The sequence below is a fragment of the Variovorax sp. V93 genome (assembly GCF_041154485.1).
Lineage (GTDB): Bacteria > Pseudomonadota > Gammaproteobacteria > Burkholderiales > Burkholderiaceae_C > Variovorax > Variovorax beijingensis_A.
The window spans coordinates 296,907-315,688 of record NZ_AP028670.1 but is presented as its reverse complement, the minus strand read 5'-3'; the positions used below and the strand labels follow the sequence as shown (position 1 = coordinate 315,688).

12 protein-coding genes and 4 pseudogenes are annotated in these 18,782 nt (G+C 61.8%); 10 read left to right on the top strand and 6 right to left on the bottom strand.

Annotated elements, in window-relative coordinates; translation table 11 throughout:
- Positions 1–9: 9 nt before the first annotated feature.
- The 3 genes and pseudogenes from ACAM54_RS27520 to ACAM54_RS27510 all read right to left on the bottom strand — a co-directional run.
- Positions 10–1,629 carry an acyl-CoA carboxylase subunit beta gene (locus ACAM54_RS27520; RefSeq protein WP_369651603.1) on the bottom strand — a complete coding sequence of 540 codons (1,620 nt, stop codon included), beginning with the start codon at positions 1,627–1,629 and terminating at the stop codon, positions 10–12.
- Between the two features lie 248 nt (positions 1,630–1,877).
- A pseudogene (locus tag ACAM54_RS27515) lies at positions 1,878–1,997 on the bottom strand (short-chain dehydrogenase/reductase); the annotation flags it as partial.
- Between the two features lie 121 nt (positions 1,998–2,118).
- Positions 2,119–2,346: pseudogene (locus ACAM54_RS27510) on the bottom strand (IS3 family transposase); the annotation flags it as partial.
- Here ACAM54_RS27510 and ACAM54_RS27505 point away from each other — a divergent pair.
- From ACAM54_RS27505 to ACAM54_RS27495, 3 genes and pseudogenes are all read left to right on the top strand, one after another.
- Positions 2,342–2,602: pseudogene (locus tag ACAM54_RS27505) on the top strand (integrase core domain-containing protein); the annotation flags it as partial. The pseudogenes ACAM54_RS27510 and ACAM54_RS27505 sit on opposite strands and share 5 nt — an antisense overlap.
- Before the next feature lie 253 nt (positions 2,603–2,855).
- A complete protein-coding gene (locus tag ACAM54_RS27500) occupies positions 2,856–3,155 on the top strand; it encodes a YlcI/YnfO family protein (RefSeq protein WP_369651604.1) in 300 nt (99 codons plus the stop codon).
- The gene (locus ACAM54_RS27495; RefSeq protein ID WP_369651605.1) at positions 3,152–3,463 is read left to right on the top strand and encodes a type II toxin-antitoxin system RelE/ParE family toxin; all 312 of its coding nucleotides are present in this window, start codon (positions 3,152–3,154) and stop codon (positions 3,461–3,463) included. Before ACAM54_RS27500 ends, ACAM54_RS27495 begins: the two co-directional genes overlap by 4 nt.
- A gap of 78 nt (positions 3,464–3,541) precedes the next feature.
- On the opposite strand, the gene ACAM54_RS27490 is transcribed toward ACAM54_RS27495, so the two are convergent.
- The 3 genes from ACAM54_RS27490 to ACAM54_RS27480 form a co-directional block, all read right to left on the bottom strand.
- Positions 3,542–3,985 carry a type II toxin-antitoxin system VapC family toxin gene (locus tag ACAM54_RS27490; RefSeq protein WP_369651606.1) on the bottom strand — a complete coding sequence of 148 codons (444 nt, stop codon included), beginning with the start codon at positions 3,983–3,985 and terminating at the stop codon, positions 3,542–3,544.
- Positions 3,982–4,188, bottom strand: coding sequence for a type II toxin-antitoxin system VapB family antitoxin (locus ACAM54_RS27485; RefSeq protein WP_145744535.1), 207 nt, complete (start codon positions 4,186–4,188; stop codon positions 3,982–3,984). The genes ACAM54_RS27490 and ACAM54_RS27485 overlap by 4 nt, the downstream gene beginning before the upstream one ends.
- A gap of 503 nt (positions 4,189–4,691) precedes the next feature.
- The gene (locus tag ACAM54_RS27480; protein ID WP_369651607.1) at positions 4,692–5,831 is read right to left on the bottom strand and encodes a site-specific integrase; all 1,140 of its coding nucleotides are present in this window, start codon (positions 5,829–5,831) and stop codon (positions 4,692–4,694) included.
- 358 nt (positions 5,832–6,189) lie between these two features.
- On the opposite strand from ACAM54_RS27480, the gene ACAM54_RS27475 reads away from it, so the two are divergent.
- The 7 genes and pseudogenes from ACAM54_RS27475 (at position 6,190) to ACAM54_RS27445 (ending at position 18,547) form a co-directional block, all read left to right on the top strand.
- Positions 6,190–6,903 (top strand): hypothetical protein, encoded by a 714-nt coding sequence (locus ACAM54_RS27475; RefSeq protein WP_369651608.1) that lies wholly within the window; start codon positions 6,190–6,192, stop codon positions 6,901–6,903.
- Entirely contained in the window at positions 6,900–8,849 is a 1,950-nt protein-coding gene (locus ACAM54_RS27470; RefSeq protein WP_369651609.1) for a hypothetical protein, read from the top strand. The genes ACAM54_RS27475 and ACAM54_RS27470 overlap by 4 nt, the downstream gene beginning before the upstream one ends.
- The gene (locus ACAM54_RS27465; protein WP_369651610.1) at positions 8,849–9,796 is read left to right on the top strand and encodes an AAA family ATPase; all 948 of its coding nucleotides are present in this window, start codon (positions 8,849–8,851) and stop codon (positions 9,794–9,796) included. Before ACAM54_RS27470 ends, ACAM54_RS27465 begins: the two co-directional genes overlap by 1 nt.
- A complete protein-coding gene (locus ACAM54_RS27460) occupies positions 9,775–11,262 on the top strand; it encodes a TniQ family protein (protein ID WP_369651611.1) in 1,488 nt (495 codons plus the stop codon). The genes ACAM54_RS27465 and ACAM54_RS27460 overlap by 22 nt, the downstream gene beginning before the upstream one ends.
- Before the next feature lie 190 nt (positions 11,263–11,452).
- Positions 11,453–12,046 (top strand): annotated as a pseudogene (locus ACAM54_RS27455) (IS3 family transposase); the annotation flags it as partial.
- 85 nt (positions 12,047–12,131) lie between these two features.
- The gene (locus ACAM54_RS27450) at positions 12,132–16,022 is read left to right on the top strand and encodes a cytochrome P450 (RefSeq protein ID WP_369651613.1); all 3,891 of its coding nucleotides are present in this window, start codon (positions 12,132–12,134) and stop codon (positions 16,020–16,022) included.
- Positions 16,023–16,042: 20 nt separating this feature from the next.
- The gene (locus ACAM54_RS27445) at positions 16,043–18,547 is read left to right on the top strand and encodes a winged helix-turn-helix domain-containing protein (protein WP_369651614.1); all 2,505 of its coding nucleotides are present in this window, start codon (positions 16,043–16,045) and stop codon (positions 18,545–18,547) included.
- The last annotated feature ends 235 nt before the right edge of the window (positions 18,548–18,782 follow it).

The window sequence follows — 18,782 nt, the reverse complement described above, 5'->3', positions numbered from 1 at the left end:
ATGCTTCCTTCAGGGACGCGCGACCGAGAATTGCATCTTCTGCGGCCGGCGAGCCTGCGCCTCGCGGCAGACGGCCAGAACCTTCGCCAGGACCGCACGGGTATCGCGCGGGTCGATCACACCGTCATCGAGCAGGTGGGCGCTGGTGGTGAAGACGCTCATCTGGCTGTCGAACCGGTCGACGATCCGTTGTGCCATCTCGTCCAGCCTGGCCTCGTCCACCTGGCCCTTGCGGCGCATGCCGGCTTCCGCGACGATGCGCATGGTCTGCGCCGCCTGTTCGCCTCCCATCACCGCGGTCTTGGCGTTGGGCCAGCTGAAGCAGAACCGCGGGTGGAAGCCGCGCCCGCACATCGCGTAGTTGCCGGCGCCGTAGGAAGCACCGCAGTAGATCGTGACCTGCGGCACGGTGGCATTCGTGACCGCCTGGATCATCTTGGACCCGTGCTTGATGATCCCGGCTTCCTCGTAGGAGCGGCCCACCATGAAGCCGGTGGTGTTGTTCAGGTACAGGATCGGCGTGCGCGACTGGCAGCAGGCCTGGATGAAATGCGTCGCCTTGGAGGCACCGGCCGGGTCGATCGGACCATTGTTGGTGATCACGCCGACGGGCCAGCCTTCCAGCTTGAAGTGCCCGCAGACGGTGGCACTGCCGTAGTTCTCTCCGAACTCGAGGAAGTCGGAGTCGTCGGCGATCCGGGCGATGATCTGCTTCATGTCGACGGGCCGCTTGTGGTCGGCGGGCATGATGCCCAGCAGTTCCTCGGTGTCATGGCGGGGCGGCTTGAAGGCGCGCGGCCGCTCGGCCGGCATGCCCCGGTTCCAGTCGATCTGAGCCAGGATGTCGCGCGCGATGCGCAGGCCATCGCGGTCGTCCTCGGCCAGGTAGTCGCCCAGTCCCGAGATCGAGGTGTGCATCACGGCGCCGCCGAGCTCCTCCTCGGTGGCGATCTCGCCGGTGGCGGCCTTCAGCAGCGGCGGTCCTGCCAGGAAGGCGCGGGAGCGCCCGCGCACCAGGATGATGTAGTCCGACAGCCCGGTCTGGTAGGCACCACCCGCGGTGGACGAGCCGTGGGTCACCGTGATCACCGGAAGGCCGTCGGCGGACATGCGCGCCAGGTTGCGGAACAGGTTGCCGCCGCGTACGAAATCCTCGACACGGTACTGCATCAGGTTGGCGCCGGCACTTTCCACCAGCTGCACGTAGGGCAGCCTGTTCTCCAGAGCGATCTCCTGTATGCGCAACTGCTTGTCCAGGCCCATCGGCTGCAACGCGCCGGCATCGATACCCGAGTCGGAGGCCAGCACCATGCAGCGCATGCCGCTCACGAAACCAATGCCGGCAATCAGGCCGCCGCCGGGCACGCTCCTTTCGAGATCGGCGGTGTCCAGGCCGAGCCCTGCCAGGGAGGCCAGCTCGAGGAACGGCGCGCCGGGATCAAGCAAAAGCGACAGGCGCTCGCGCGGCAGCAACTGCTGCCGCTTCTCGAAGCGCTCGCGAGAAGCGGCTGACCTGGCTCGGGTTCGCTGCTCGAAGTCGCGTACGCGTTTCAGCAGGCCCAGCATGTGATCGCGGTTCGCCACGAAGGGCGCGTTGCTGGCGGAAATGGTGGATTCGATCTGCGGCATTGCTCTGGTTTCCTGCGCCGCACCCTGCGTGCGGTGGACAGGTTCCAGCGTAGGGGAGGGGGCCCGCGGGGTCTTGTGCGAAGTGGCTGGCGACGCACAGGCGCGATCGCGAGCGGTGCCTATGCCGACAACTTCATCGGCGTGCGCTTCGTCCCGGAGGAGTTCATTGCCCGATTTGAGGCGGGAGAGCCGATCGAGCAGATCGCCGCGCGCCCGCCGCTTGCCGCCGACTCTTAGCGGCACCAGGCTCAGGAGGCTTCGCGAGCCCACTGAACCGCGTCGGCGCCTGCCGGTATTTCCATCGGAGACGACGGGTCGATCGCTGCGCACCAGACTGCTTCGGCCATATCTGCAGAGCGGGTGCCGGGGCCCCGGCGAGGCCCGCATTCTGGCCATGCTCTGCCGCATGAAGTCCCCGTAGGCTTGTGGGCGCCGGTTGAGTCTTGACCCACCTTCACTGGAGGGGTGCGGATAAAAACTTGGACTGGTTTATGCCGCAAGTCCAAGGTTTACCCAGTATTCGATGGGGTTGAGGGAGCCGAGAGAGATCTTGATCCGCTTCTCGTTGTACCAGCAGATGTACGAGTCGACCGCCTCGATGACTTGCTCAATGGTGGCGTTCTTCCAGTCTCGAGGATAGAACAGCTCGTTCTTGAGCCGACCGAAGAAGCCTTCGCAAGCTGCGTTGTCAGGTGTGCATGCCTTGCGAGACATCGAGCCATCGGTGGGAAGCAAAGGCGACTCCTATGACAACGCCCTGGCGGAGACGATCAACGGCCTCTACAAGGCCGAGCTGATCCATCGCCGGGCACCGTGGAAGACCAAGGAGGCGGTGGAGTTCGCGACGCTCGAATGGGTGTCCTGGTTCAACCACCATCGCCTGCTCGAACCCATCGGCTACATCCCGCCTGCAGAAGCTGAGGCAAACTACTATCGGCAACTCGCCAGTCAGACCGCCACGATGGCGGCATGACTTAAACCAACCGGCCTCCACGAAAGCCGGGGCGATTCATTCATGTGGGAAGGCTGGACGCTACGCACCAACTGCGCAAGTCCCGTGTTTATGGTCGCGAAATCTGCGCCTGCTCTGTGTTTGTGGTCCAAACGTCCTTAGTTTTTTTTTTTGAAGCTGTCGGCAGAGTTCTGTCGTCTCGTCAAGAGGGAACGATTGGCCGCATACGCCTCGGACGCCCAGTTTGCATAGCAATTGCTTTACAATCGCCTTTATGAAAACTGCCCAGTTGCCTCCCGTGCGCGTCGAGCAGTCCGTGCGCGATGAGATCGAGAGCGTACTGCGCCAAGGTGAAAGCCTGTCGCAGTTTGTGGAAAATGCGGCCGTACAGGCCGCCCAGCGCCGCCGATCCCAACATGAGTTCCTTGCGCGCGGCCGCGAATCATTGAAGCGTGCCAACAAGAGCGGCGAGTATTACTCTGCCAAGGACGCACTTGACGCAATGCAAGCGCGCCTCGACGTGCGCATTTTGCAGCTTGCGCAGGAGAAGCGCGGCAGAGTCGTTCGCCCGTGACCTATGCGGTTACTCTGACGCGCGAAGCCCTTGAGGATCTACTGCGTCTTGAAGACTTCCTGGTCGAGTCCGCTCTGCTGCACGGAGATTTGGATCTGCCGCGTCGTGCAATAACGGCCATCCGCACAGAATTTCGAATTTTGGAAACGAATCCGTTCACCTGCCGTATTGCCGACGCCGACCGGCTTGAGCGCGAGTTGGTCATTCCATTCGGGGCTTCGGGATATGTAGCATTGTTTCGAGTCATCAGCGAACGAGAGGTCGTGGTCGCTGCGATCCGCCACCAACGCGAAGACGACTACCACTAGGATTGTTGAGGGTAGGCGCCCTGAATCGCCCCGGCTTTGAACTGGCCCCCAGAAGTTGAACGGTCACGAATCCGCCGATCAGGCGGTGCTTGCCAACCGGTACTCGACCGGACCGAGTCCCTGCAGTCCAAGCTGATCCATGTCTGGCTTCAGGATGCCATGAGCGACCTTGAAGCGCTGCGCCAGTTCCGACAGGCGCCGGTCCAGGGTCCATAGCCGTGCGCCAGGAGTGATGAGGGTCGATGCGAGTAGCGCCATGTCGACGAATCCGCACCCGAGCCCGTACAGTTTTTCGCGCTCGATCAGTTCCCGCACCTCATCCAGCGTTGCTTGATTGCATGTCCTCAGCAGGCTCAGACTGCCAAGGGTGTGCTCCCGCGGAGAAGGTGGAGTGCCACAGGCCAGCTCAACGAGCACCAGCGGATGGGTCAAGGCGAGATCCGAGCCGACCAGGTGCGCGAGTGCGGCGTTGCCGCTGCGGAAATGGTCGACCCAAACAGACGTGTCTACGAGCACGCTCATGACGAGACAGGGTCGCTCCGACGACGCGGCACGTCCTTGATGTCGGGCGCCGCCCCTCCGAGCGCAATGAGGCGCTTGCCCGCCTGAACACGCACGAACGTGCGGAAGGCTTCCCGAAAAATTTCCGTTTTGTCCATGTCGGGATCGGCCATTTCCAGAGCTTTCTCGAAAAGAGAATCTTCGATGGTGACAGTGGTACGCATGATAGGGTGGAATCCATTTTGATGCAATGTAGCATCAATTCTATCATCTGAACGGCCGTTGTGAAAGCTGTGCCCGTCTTGTGTTTATGGTCCGACGGTCCACAGTTTTTGTGAAAACGTCGGTAGTTTTTCGTCGCCGCAGGCGAACCTTCCAGAAAGCAGGGGCGCGAGTTGGGTTGACGTCAAAGGAATTACTAGAACCACATGGATTCAAACGGAACATGTGGTTCTAGTAATTCCTTTGACAATCGGAGGCCGGCTTCTCCTCTGGTCTCAAGGTGGCAGAAAGAGTCAAACAAGAAATTCGTTTGACATCTTCTAACTCAATTCTTTGTCAAACATCGAATCGAAGAGATTCGTTTGACGAACGATCCCAAACGGACTATGTGCGATCTGGTGAATTTGGAGCAGCGTCGGCACGCAGCCTCTGACGGGCAGATCTGCCCATCAGGTGTTCGCCGCGCTCAAAGCGCAGTTCGCGGCGCCCAGGGTAGGCCTGAGGACTATTTAGTTCGGCCCGCAGGCTTGTGGCAATCGTCCGTCATCAGATCGATCACAACTCCGCCGAGGGCATGTTCGTTCTGGTAGTAGTGGCGCGCGAACTCCATAAAATGCTTGTGGCCTGACAAGTCCATGGCGGCGTTCAGTCCGATGTTGCGCCTGCCTGCCTCGGCAACAAAACCTGACCGCAGCGAGTGGGCAGAGTACTCGTTCGGCAGACCGGCCCTTCGGCACCGATCCTTGACGATGCGGCGGATCGCCTCCGGATTGAGTCCTCGGCTCGAGCACCTTCCGTTCCTGCGGATCGACCGGAACAGCGGTCCTTCAGCAAGCCCCCTGATTTCTAGCCAAGCGTCGAGTGCAACGGCAGCGTCGCCAGTCAAAGGCTTTTCACTGGCGACTTGACGCGTCGTTTTCGGTCCGGGCAGGAAATAGACGTAGTGCTGTGGACCTACGCGGCACAAGTTCTCCATGGTGGCGGAAGCCACTTCCGAACGCCGCCGCCCGCCGCCCTCCCAAGCGAAAAGCAACAGGGCGCGGTCGCGCCTGCCCGTTGGGGAATCGTCGCAGGTCGCCAAGACCGCGTTGAACGTTTCTTGCGTGAACGCCGTCAGACCATGCTCCGCGACTCCGTGTTTTGCATACTCTTGGCGAACTTCGCCCATCAACTCTCGCACTCGAACGTGTTTGCACGGATTTTCCGAATTCAGCGATTGATGCACGCTGGAGAGTGCTGCGAGACGAGCTATCAGCGTACTGAGGGTGAATGAGCCCAGTTCGGCTTTGAAGCCAGCGTTGACCAAGAGCTCGTCAATGGGGTTGGGGAGGGGGCCCTTGGTCTCTCTCGCCGCGGCAGTGCCATCGGTCGCACACGCTTCGTCCCTGGCAAAGGCGATAGCGCGGCGCATAGGTGCTGGCAGTGCTGCGTGGTCCACAATGAACTGCACGACGACCAATACGGAAACGGGGAACTTCATCTCCCCACCGAAACGCAACTGGTACCAAGCGAACCAGTACCGCATTGCAGAACAGTAGGAGGCGACCGTATTGCGAGAGTGAAACTGGGACAATCCGTCTCCCACAACCTTGCTGGTGAGCCGGTTTATTTGCTCCCGGTCAGGAGTTGGCGCGCTATAGGTCATGGAGGTTCTCCATTGCCGTTCTTCACTTGCTTGATTTTATGAGCGAAGTGCCGCCAGCGCGGGCACGTCGGAGTGCCTCATGCTTTGTTCAAGATCTTGCCGAATGGCCCCTTGATTCGCCATGCTTGTTACTTGATGGTTGGATCGATTAACAACTCCGAGATTGGCAGTTCACAAGCCACAAACAGTTGAGAGGAAAATCGAATTCTCAGGCTGTGTCCAGTCCGCGTGAATAGGGCACGCGGGTTCATCCAATCTTCGATGTTTCAGTTGAGTGCTTTCAGAAGCTGCCCTTCGCATAGGTGAGAGGTTTCATCGTTGTCGGAACGCGCTAGCCGTAGCAAGTACGAGGAATGCCATGGAAAGTTCGACCATTCGGACCGCTCGAGGCAGACAACCGCTGAAAGCTTCGCGTGCCGTGCGGAGCGCGATCAAGGCGCGAGGCAAGCAGCCCGGAAACATCGTATTCGGCTACGGTGCAAAGGCCGATCGGGAATGGGTGCTGAGGAGCGATCTTGAACTCGCTGCCATGCTCTGGGCCGAGGCGTCTCAGGAGATCACCAGTTACAGCTGCGACGTTGACACCATCTGGACTGCGCTTTCTTCGGAGGGCTACTCTGGCTCGAAGCCCGACATCAGTTTTCAGCGCTACAGAGGTCGACGAGGACTGTACGAGGTGAAGCACGAGCGCGACTGCAGGAGCGATCCACGAGCGTGTAAGCAAGCTGAAATTCAATCCCGACGTGCCAGCGAGCTCGGGTATACGTGGGATTGGTATACCGAGCAGGACGCGCTGAGCCAGCGCGTCCTGCTGATGAATTGGTTGAGCATCAGCTCGGCGCTTTCGGAGTTCAGGCACTTCGAAACATCGAACTTGCAGTTGGAGGTTGCCAACTTGGTGCGCGCTCGCGAGGGCCTGTGTCTGGGCGACATTTACAGGGAATTCTCGCTGCCCAGAGAGCAGGTGTTCGTGGCCAGCATGAGAGCGCACCAGCAGCGCAAGCTCACGCTTGAACTGGACGCGCGGCCCGTAACGCTGCGGACCGTCGCCAGACCCTGGGTGGAAGCATGAGGAGAACTGCCACGCGCGCCATCCGGCTGGAAGAGTTGGATCTCGCGCACGCACCGGCGCCCCGCTCGGTGCCGAAGGAGAAGCAGGCGAGATACCACCGCATCAAAGCAGCGCTCGAGCAATATTGGAATGGGATGAAGCCTCGGGAGATCCTGCGCTTGTATGGCATAAGCAGGCAACTGCTTTCCTACCACGAGGCCCGCTTTTTCAGCGCGCATGCCGACGGACGCATCTACGGCTTCCGAGCGGTTGCCACGAATGCCCACGTCAAGCCATACGAACGCAAAGTCAGCTCGAGCGTGGCCACCATCCAGGACGGCTTCGGAGCGGCAGGGAGCTTTGGGCAATGTCTGCGTGAGCACCCGGATGCGCAGCGTGCCATCGATACAGAGATCAACAAGCCGCCGGGCAGGCGGTTCTCGCATGCGCTCTCGATCATTGACGTTCACCAAAACTTTCTCAATGCATTGCGCGCCGACGGCGTACCTGCCACGGCCTATCCGTTCTGCACGAAGACAATGGGCTACGAATCGTTGCGGAAATATGTGCTGAAGAAAGTCCGCGAGAAGAAGAAAAGCAGCAGCCGCACGGCCTTGTTCGGCCACCAAGCCCTGAATGGCCTGGATGGACGAAGCGACGAGAGCAGTTGGCTGTCGTCGGTACTGGCTTGCGACCTGGCCTGCTACGACGAGCAACAGTTGCCGGCCATCGGATCGGTCGTTGTGGAACATGAGGGGCAAACCCTCGTGCTTCCGATGGAGCGCATGTCGTTGTGCCTGCTGGTCTCGATGCGCCCGAAATGCATCCTTGCCTACCATCTTTCAAACAGAAGTCGCGTGAGCTCGGCGGACTTCCTCGAGACGTTCTCCAACCTGTTGACGCCTTGGACTCCCTGGAAGTTCGAGGCGATTCCAACCCTTGCCTACAAGCCTGGGGCTGGTTTGCCCAACGGCGTTGTTCCTGGCTTTCTGGACAGCCTGCGTCTGGGCCTTGTGCGGATCGACAATGACTTGACACACTACGCCGATGCGGTGCTGGTGTACCTCAAGCGCCTTCTGGGCTTGAACATCGAGTTCGGCCAAGTGCGCCGTTGGATCACCCGCTACGCCGTGGAGCAGGTTTTCGGCGAGTTGCAAAGGCTCCTGGTACAGCTGCCTTCGACGACGGGAAGCGGTCCCGGCGACCGCCATGTGAAGAATGCTGGCGCCAATGCCGTCAAGTGGCAGATCACGCTCGCACAACTCAGGGAACTGGTCGAAGTCATCGTGGCGAACTTCAATGCGATGCCGCGCACCGAACTCTATGGCGCGGCTCCACTGGAGGTTGTGGCCCGTGAGTTTACCGGGCGTTACGCGCAGGGTTCGGCCGTTCCCGGCTACTCTCGTGCTCTTTCGGAGGGTGTACCGCTGCCCGTCGGTATCTGCAAGGTCACTATCCGCGGGAGCGAAAGGAACGGCGAACCGCCCTATATCGAGATGGACCATGCCAGGTACAGCAGCCCGCTTCTTCGGGATGCATGGCAGCTGATCGGAACACCCTGCATCGCGTTGCTGCAAAGGGATCATCGTGTCATCAAGTTGGTTCGCGAGGACGGGATCGACCTCGGCGCGGTGCAGGTCACCGGCCATTGGTCGGACAGCTTCCACGACCAGGCGACGCGTAAGGAGATCATCCGGCTGCGAGACAAAGGCATGCTGAATTTCCGTGGAACGGAAGACCCGGTCCAAGCCTTCAAGGCATTCAAGCTGGAAGAGATGGCAGCGCACGCCAGGAAACACCCCGGAAAGGTCAAGCGCGGCACCAACCGCTATCTGGATACGCTCAGTGCAGCACCGACCGATCACGCCGCAGGGCCGCCCAGGCGAATCCCTTCCACCAAACTGCCCGATGCTGCCGGGGGCCGATGGACGGCCGCACGCCAGAGCGCCAAGGAGCAGAAAAAGTGATGGAGGACCTCGCTTACCGCGTGGCGATGCAAGCACGCCACCCCACCGTCACCCGTTTCGGTTACGTGCTTGAGACGAAGACCATTCAACGCGCGGACAACTTTCTGAAGAATTGGGTCGAGCTCGGCAAGAGCGGCCTCGCGTTTTCTGCCCCCTCGCGCATGGGAAAGACCTACGCGATCCGTCAGCTGTGCGCCTCCGTACAAGAACAATTTTCGCACGTGGTCTGTGTGTCCGTCTCCGCCGAGACGCAAGCTCGCACGGACCGATTCGAGCGTACCTACACCACGTTACTGCAGCAGTTGAACAAGGACGACACCCATCGACAGAGGAGCAAGAGCTGCGATGTCTTCGCGAACCATCTGCTGTCGCTATGCCGTGATGCCAGCGCGGTCCATTGCGTGGTGTTCCTGGACGAAGCGCAGAAGTTCAGCGAGTTCCAGTGGAACGCGTTGTATATCGCGTTGAACAGGCTCGAGAGCAACGACTGCGGCATGCTGGTCTACTCGTTCGGCAATGAAGAACTGCGCAATCGTGGCGAACTCTTCATGCAATCGGGCTGCCAGGGGATCGAAGGGCGCTTCTTCGTCAAGCTGGTCGACTTCGACGGCGTGCGCACGAAGGAGGAGCTCCAGGCGCTGCTGAAACAGTACGATGAGACGTTGTACTTTCCGGATCCGCTATGGCCTTTTACACGCTACTTCGCGCAGTCCGCCTATGACAGCGGATGGCGGCTCGAGCAGGAGGCGGGCGCTTACTGGAGCGCCCTGTGCGAGTACGCAGGCGTTCCTGAAACGCCATCGATACGAGGGTTCCGCATGCAGTGGATCACCGACCCGATCCATTTTGTTCTCAAGGATTGCCTGGTGACGACGGAGAAGGCGGACGATGCCAAGCCCGACTGGGCGGCGGCCATCGATCAAACATGTCCGATGAAGATCGTTTGATCAACTCGCCGTGGGTCTGGCCGCGCTCCTATTGGCGTGAGACCGAGAGCGCATGGATGTGCGCACACAAGTTCGGCTTCCTCAATGCGTTGCATGGCGTGGGACTGCGGCGGGCACTTGCGGACCGTCCTGCGGGCCCGACCGGGCAGGCGTCAATGCGAGGCGCGAAGAAGCTGTTCAGCGCGATTGCCGAGGAGCGCGCCAGAGGGCTGCGCCCCGGCGCGCAGGCCGATGTCCTGCGTGCCTACACCATGAATGAACTGTTCTTCCAGCACGCACAAGGGACAACTGTCAAGTCGCTTCGCTACTGTCCTGAATGTTTGCGACATTGGTTTCATGCCAGTCTTTTCCAACTTGCGGGCGTGGAGGTGTGCCCCTTCCACGGCCTTCCGTTGCGCACCGGCTGCCCGAGTTGCGGTGCTTCGGTCGACATCGAGTTCATGGATGCCGATTTCAGGATTCCTATGTTTTGCGCGCGATGCGCTGAACCATTTGCGGGAAGACCGCCGGCCTTCATCGAAGTCTTCGGCAGGAATGCTGCCGATAGCTACGAGCCCGCACAACAGATGGCGGCGCTGCAGCGAGGCATCACCAGGGTGTGCGGCTCTACGCATTTCGGGGGCGAATGGGCGATCGAATTGCCCTTTCCAGCAAAAACTTATCTGGCCGGCATCGTGGCCGGCCACGAAGATGTCGCCCGGCCGATTGTGGCTGCACAGGTGAGCTGCCCGAGCGTCGTCGCCATGCCATGCTCTTTCGTGATCGACTCGGCCGAAGAACCTCTCGATCAATCCCGCCGAACGATCAAGGCGATCGGGCGGTACCTCGGGAAACTGGTGAGACGTCATTGCGGTCATCGTGCGCCGCCCAGCCTGCGCATTGAAGTCCAGCAGACTTCCTTTGATCCGGAGGCTCCCTGCTGGCTGATACCGGCGACCTCGGATGAATTCGGTCGATATCTCGGGGTATGCGCGTGCTGCTTTGTACTCGCGAGGTGGCGCGTTTTGTTTGCCGAAACGTTCGCGTCTTCGCGATACCACCAGCGCATCTATCCCGCGAACTACCTGGGCACCGAAGATGACCTGTCGCATTTCTCGCCGCAAATTGCGTTCACCCAGTTTTCTCGCTGCGCGGTACAAGTTGCTTACGGAATGGGATTTGATCTGTCAGTGCCGGGCAGTCACGACTGGATCGAAAGAACCGATACAAGCGCAGCTTATCGACAGGTATGGCCGAGCGGCTTCAATCATGTGCGGCTGCATCGAGCATCGAGTTTTGCGATCGGCTACTCGGCGTCTGTGGTGACCGACGTCTTGGCGCGACTGGCTGGCACGTCTATGTTGCCTTTAAGCAAACATACCGCGTTTCCCCGAGCCGATACCGACCGTGCAATCTGGGGTCAATCACTCGCCGAGCTGAAGTCCGGCAGATGGCATGTCCGCAACATGGTGCGCGACGAATCGTAGGTCGGGGATGGATGCCAACGCACCATTCCTGGCCATCGCCCGGCAGACGTTCGCTCGGGCGCTGCCCATCCAAGCTCGCGCGGTCCTGTTCATCGACTTTGGCGGCGTGCTTCATCTCGAAGGCGGGGGCAGAGGCCAACTCCGGCGCCTGCGTCGCAGCCGCTTCGAGCTGAGTTGGTCACGCACACATCGCCTGTGGCGCCAGGCAGGCCTGCTGGTGCCTCGGAAACGGCCGCGCAAGCGCATCGCCTCGGTGCGCCCGCGCATCCACACGCCGTTCAAGGCCAACATGGTTTGGGCCTACGACTTCGTCTTCGACACCACGGCCAGCGGCCAGCAGATCAAGTGCCTGACCGTGGGGGACGAGGACACCCGCGAGTGCCTGGCCATCGATGTGGCCGCAGCCATTCGGTCCAAACGGGTGATCGAGGTGCTGTCGCGCCTGGTGAGCCTGCACGGGGCGCAGCTGTTCATGCGCTCGGACAACGGGCCCGAGTTCGTCAGCCAGGCCATCCTGGAGTGGATCGCGCACGCCGGCATCGCCACCGTGCTCTACGATCCCGGCAAGCCTTGGCAGAACGGCACCGACGAGAGCTTCAACGGCAAGTTCCGCGACGAGTGCCTGTCCATCGAGTGGTTCCGCTCGCGCCGCGAAGCCGCTGTTCTGATCGAAGCCTGGCGCAATCACTACAACGAGGTACGTCCCCACAGCAGCCTGCAATACTTGACTCCGTCAGAGTTCAAACTGGAACTCCGCAAAGAACCGCAACCCGCCGTCTTCTAGGAAAAACTGTCTCGACTAAACCGAGCAGGTCAGGCCTAGCAAGATGACGCATTGGCAGCCTGATTCTTGTCCAAGGTCTGTGCGGGTGGACAGCGTCATCAGAAGGCGGCTCAGTGCCTATCCCTCATTCATGGGATGCGTGAGGCGCGCCACCAAGCTCAACATCCACCTGGACTGCACTGCACTGCACTGCCTGGATCTGGACGGCGTGTACCGGTGCGGCGCTGCTGAGGTACCAGCATTTCATCGAGGTAAGCGCGCTCACCGCCCGCAAGTTGCAATTGATCGATTGCTTGTCCGTCGTTCGCGCCTCGATCTAAACTGTCAAAAATTTGCCAACCGCGCTAAGTGGATGGATTGGAGGGAAGTGGTGATGCGTAACTTTCCGGAGTGGGCGCGACCCTGGCTTGCGAACCAGAGCCGCCAGGTCAGCCACGGCCTCAACCTGGTGTTGGAGCTCGACCCAACACCAAACCGTCTGCCCCTATTGTTGTGGGACATTGTCCTGGCCCAGGACAAGATCAAGCAGGCACTGGAGGATCTGTCCTTCGTCCACTACGCACGCTTCGTCCCATCCTGGGACGGCCAAGCGTTGATGGTCACCACAGAGTTCGACGGTCCACTCGACCCCTATGTGCTGGATTTTGTCATCGCGCTTGGGGAAGTTTTCGACACCTTGCTGAGCTATGTCAAAACGAGGCCGACGATGCCGGTGCGTGAGCACCCCGAGGAGTTTCTTGCCTGGGTGCGACAGTGGAATCGTGTGCCGTACTATCTGCGCACGGACCTCACCCTGTTCCCGGAGGGCTTCGACTATCCGCTGTACAGCGCGTATCCAAGCAAAACGGTGACGGACATCGTAGGCAAGCGAACCAACCTGCCGAGGCCGTCCCTGGATGCCCCAGCGGCCGAGGTCGATCCGACGGATGTGCAAGGCAACATTCTCCGGGGTTATAAGGCCAATCATGCCAGCTATCTGTTTTTCAGGATTGATGATCCTGCCTTGGCGCGCAACTGGCTGGCCCAGGATCTGCCCAACGCCGCGACGCCATGGCTGGGAGTTGCGAGCGCAAGTCACTGGCCTGGCGACAAGGCGCCCGCTGTTCTGACTCAGGTTGCATTCACCCACCAGGGACTCCGGGCCCTGCTGGCGCCGGCTCGTCAGCCCGAGTTGCAGACATTTCCGACCGCCTTCCGGGAGGGGGCGACCCAGCGGGCCGAGGCGAACTTTGACCGTGGAAGCAGTGGGCCCGACCATTGGCTCTTCGGCAAACCTGCTGGTGAACCGGAGCACGTCGTGCTGTTCCTTTACACAAAGGAGTCGGGAACCGAAACTTCAGCCTACGAAACTGCGGTGCGGGTGCTCGAGCAGGGCGCGGCGAAAGGCCTCAGGCATCTGCGGACGCTGAGGGGGGACTCACGTGGAGGCTACGAGCCCTTTGGATTCCGGGACGGCATCTCCGAGCCTCGCGTCAGTGGCCAATACACATCGGCCGAGCCCGCATTCCAGCCTGCCGCCAGTCCTGGCGAATTCTTGCTGCACCAGGATTACGACAGTGTCTATGGCGGCACATCGCTGGGAAACATGCCACAGGCGTTGGCCGGCAACGGCACTTTCGGCGTACTTCGGCTGTTGGAGCAGGACGTTGCAGGCTTCAAGGCCGCTACCGAGCAGGAAGCGAAGCGCCTCGGGGTCGATAAGGATCGCCTGCGGGCCAAACTGATGGGTCGACGCTACGACGGCACGCCGCTGGCGCTCGAGCCTGCGGCCCCTGATCCTAGCGGCCCACTCGATGCCTTCGACTATGCACCTAGTTGGGAATTTCCAGACCTTGAGAATGATCATGAGGGCCTGCGTTGCCCCGTTGGCGCACACATCCGCCGGGCCAATCCACGCACGGCCCGCGTCGCGGGCCAGCGCCACGCCCGACGGCTGCTGCGACGGGGTATGGCGTCCAGATGGCAGGAGGGCAGCGTCGAGAAAGAAGGCTTGATGGGCCTGTTTTTGGGCGCCAACATCGAGCAACAGTTCGAATTCATCCAGCGCGAGTGGCTTCAGGGGGACTTGGCCGCGACCGGCATCCGCGGCACGACGTGCCCGATCGCCGCAATTCGCAGCGCCTCCACCGAGTTCCGCTTTGTCGAGCCGGACGCCGCCGGGTTGCCGCGAACCCTGGTTGCGAACATTCCTCCACTGGTCACCACGCGCGGGTGCATGTACCTGTTCTTCCCGGGGCTGAAGGCGTTGAGGGCACTAGACCACGCCGAATCGCCGGTTGCGATTGCGGGGACGACACTCGGCGCGGCCGTCGGGAACATCATAGGCGGCGCCCAAGTGGTGGCAGGTGCAGCCCAGACGGCACTTGCGGCCGCGGGCCAGGTGAGCAACCAGCTGATAGGCGGCATCAGCGCGTTGGTCGGCAGTGTCGCCGGCGGCTTCGCACAGGCCCACGCCACTGCGACCAACGCGGCGGACCATCTGCCCGGCTTACCTGCATTTCCGCTGCTCTCGGATCGCGACCTGAGCTATCTTGGGAACAACGCTCTGCGGGACTGGGTCTTGCAGCCAGCGTTGGGGAACCTCCTCGATGGCCAGTGGCCCGAGTTCATCCAGGCATTGATCGAGCGCGAGTTCGACTCGCCCTGGGTCAAGGATCTCGTCGCGTCGTTATTGCCGCCGGCCGTCGATGTCTCCCCCCCGCCGGACCTGAATCAGGGACGCATCAATCTCTCCGATCCGCGATTCGTGGCCAATCCTTTCGAAACGCTCCAAGAGCTTCGCGCGACGGGAAAGCGCATGGTTTGGGTGAGCGAGCAAAAGGCCTATTGGGTACTGGACCACGCCGGTTGCCAGGAGTTGCTCGGGCGCCATACCGATTTCGTGCAGACACAGTCTCGAACCCCCTATCGCGGCATCGTGACGCTGGACAGGCCCAGGCACGAGGTCGTGCGGAATGCGCTCGACGAGGCTTTCCGTGCGGCACTGACGGCCCTCGAACCGAAGATCGATGCCATCGTTCAGCGTGCCAGCAGCAAACTTCTTGATCAGCGGCACCTGATGCACTTCGACTACATGCGGTCCTTCGCACATCCGGTAGCGCGGGCCGTCATCTGGGACCTGCTCGGTATCGGCGACGCTGCGCAACGCAGGGCTTGCGACACGTTGGCGCACACGATGACGTTGAACTATGGCCGGACGGCTCGCCCGGGCGCGATCGAAGGCCTGGTGCTCGCTGATGCTGGACTGCGCTTGGCCGCCAGACTCGCTCTGTCACTGGCCGATGCCTGGCGATACAGCTTCCTGCCTGGCTCACCCTACAAGGGCACCTTGATCGGCGAACTGGCGGGCCGAATGGCTCCGGGCGTGCCCCTACCGGGCCGTCCGTTGAAATTCATCGAAACGCTGCTGACGTTGATGCAGACAGTGCTCGCCAGCCAGTCACCTCACATGTTGCTCTGCAGCGCGGCGCTGCACCTTCTTCTTCCCGACGCGCGGCCAGGGGCGAAGAACGTAACGCCTTGGTCCCAGTTGGCGGCCATGGCCACCAACCGGCCTGCATTCGACAAGGCGCTGAGGCTCTCCCTGGATGAAACACGGCGCTACCAGCCCCCGCTTGCCCTGATCGAGCGCTACGCCCATGGCGCACAAACCATCTGTGGGGTGCAGGTGCCGGACGGTTGCCCTGTCTTCGCCATGGTGGGGTCAGGCAACCGGGACGAGAAAGTTTTCGGCAGCCAACCCGAGCACTTTTATCTGGATCGCCTCGAGGCTACCAATCATCTCTCGTTGGGCCACGGGATCCACGAGTGTGCTGGCCAGTACGTGCAACAACGCGTAGTGCGCGCAGCCCTGTCCCTTCTGATCGATGCGATGCCGGACTTGCGTCTGAGCAATCCCACGGCAGTGCCAGCCTGGCACCCAACCATCTACTTCCGCCTGCTGCAGGCGCTGCCTGTAGCCCGCTGCCCCGTCTGAATCCACGGCCCAGTTTGTTCATGGACATCCTGAAGTTCCCGGGGTTCGAGATCCATACGGCGCGCCGGCAGGTCCGCATCAATGGCGAGTCCGTGCCGCTTGGCGCCCGTGCCTTCGATCTGTTGATGCTGCTGGTCGAACAGCGCGAACGCATCGTCACGAAGGCGGAGATCTTTGCCTTGATCTGGCCAGGACAGGTGGTGGAGGACAACAATCTGACGGTACAGGTGTCGGCGCTACGCAAATCGCTGGGATCCGAAACGATCGCCACTGTCACGGGGCGCGGGTACCGGTTCGTCGGGCAGCCCGAACAAGACTGTACGAGTGTTCCGAGGCATGCCGTTGGCAATCTGCCGCTTCGTACGCTGCCGGTTTATGGACGCGAGCGCGAGTTGGCCGATCTGTCACGAGCGCACGAGACGCAACCTTGCGTTACGGTATGCGGCCTGGCCGGCGTGGGCAAGACGACCCTGGCGATTTTGGCGGCTCGGCAAATGGCCGCGGCGCGACACTACGCACATGGCGTCTGGCAAGTCGAGTTGGCCACCGTGCTGGATCCAGAACGGCTGGTGCAGGCGGTTTGCGGCGCCATCGGCCTGCAGGTGAATCCGCGCGAAGTTCCTTTGGCGCAGTGCCTGGCGCAGCTCCGGCATCGCGAACTGCTGTTGTTGCTGGACAACTGCGAGCACTTGGCCGACGAGGTAGCATCATTCGTAGACACGCTCATCCAGGATGCCCCCAAGGTGCATGTTCTGGCCACCAGCCATGAGCCCCTGCGCCTGCCCGGCGAACGCATCATCCGGCTCAACCCCCTGGAAGTTCCACCGACTCCCGACGTGCGCGACGCCATCGACTACGGTGCCGTGCGCATGTTGCTGGAGCGGGTGCGCGCGGCGATGGGCGGCAGCTTTGAGCCTACCGCGCAGGACCTTGTCGATCTGGTCGAGATCTGCCGCCAGTTGGACGGCGTACCTCTTGCGTTGGAGTTCGCCGCGGCGCGCGTGCCTGTGCTAGGGCTTGGTGGCGTGCGCAGCCGTTTGTACGACCGGTTGCGGCTGTTTTCGCGGGGGCCGCGCACCGCGCCGAGTCGACATAGCAGCCTACAGGCGGCCCTGGAATGGAGCCACCAATTGCTGCCGCCGGCCGCGCAGCAACTGCTGCACCAATTGGCGATCTTCCCGGGCGGTTTCAGCCTGCAGGGAGCCGAGCTGCTGGTGGGCCCGGAAAGGAGTGCCGATCTCATAGAGCACCTCGATATTCTGGTAGAGCGCTCGCTGATCACCCGGCAGCCTGGCTCCCGTCCGCGCTATCGAATGCTGGAGACCACCCGTGCATTTGCGCTCGACGCCCTTCAGGCTTCGATCGACGGTATCGACTGGAACTCGCGCCTCGCGCATGCAATGGCCCAACTGTGCATGGACGCGGCCCGCGATCGCGACAGCATGTTGATGTGGGAGGAAGTCCCCAACGTGCGTGCGGCGCTGACCTGGACGCTCACGGCGCCGGGGCACGAGCAGGTGGCGATCACGATTGCGACCTTCATCTCCGTGGGCCTGGGTGCTGCCGGCGCGACGGGGGAAGCGTTGGAACATTTGAAGCGCGTGCAGCCCCTAGTGGACGCGCGCTGCCCGACGATGCTGGCCGCGCGATTCTGGCATTGGTACGGACGCGTCGGGAGCGAAGGCCGCATGCCGGTCTCACTGTCTGTGGAGGCGATGTCGAAGGCAGACGCGCTGTTCGAGTCGTTGGGCGAACGCCGTCACCGGCATTCCTGCCAGCGGCACTTGGCCGAGGTCGAGCTCGAGGCGGGCCATCCCGAGCGCGCAGAGATGCACTTGCGCATCGCGCTCGAACTCGAACAGGGCGGTGTACCGGAGGTCGATTGGATGCGTAGGCTGCGCGTCGAAAGCCGGCTGGCCGATGCCCGCGGTCAGTTCGATCTGGCCCTGCGGCATGCACAAGCCGCCCTAGAGCTCGCCGAGGCGCTTGGTGTGAAACGCTACCGCCTGCTACTGCGCGCCGACATGGCTTGGACGCAGTTGCAGATGGGCCGCGCCGACGCTGCTGTCGAGGGGGGCTTGGAGCTGCTGCAGTATCTCGATGACAGTATCCGTCAGGGACAAGCCCGCGGGCGTGTGCTGTCGGGCCTGACGGCCGCGCTAGTAGCAGCCGGTCAGATCGAGCGTTCTATGCGCAGCGCAGCCGACTCATTGACGGCCTTGCGGCAGGCCAACCTGCTGCGCTCACGATCCGAAGTTTTTGCCTGGGTCGCTGCAGCTGCAGGCTTCGTGCACGAGGCTGCACAACTGATCGGGGCGGGCGAGACCTTCTTCGATCAAAGCGAAAACGAGCGCGACCCGATTTCCAAGATGGCGCAGCGACGCGCGCTGGAGTTGATCGACGCGACCGTCGGCAACGCCGAGCTGCAGTACTGGCGGGCCCAGGGTCGCGGACTGGGCGATGCCGGCCTGGACCACTTGCTAACGCGAACCTTCGCGACACCTTCCCAAGCGCGGGACGATTAGCAAGATTTAGGACGGCTTGCTGGCGCGGCATGAGCCGCGGGTGGCAAAGTTCTCGCAGAGGGGCCGCTGCGAGCTCCTTTTGCAAGGAGCCGCCATGCTGGAGAATTCAGCCGCCCTTCCCGCCACCGACTACCAACTGTCCTCCGCGTCACCGACTCGGTCCGAGGACATCCGCCTCGAGCGGCCGCAAGCGCTGATGATGCGGCTGACGAGCCGTCGACCGGTGCTTGCCAAC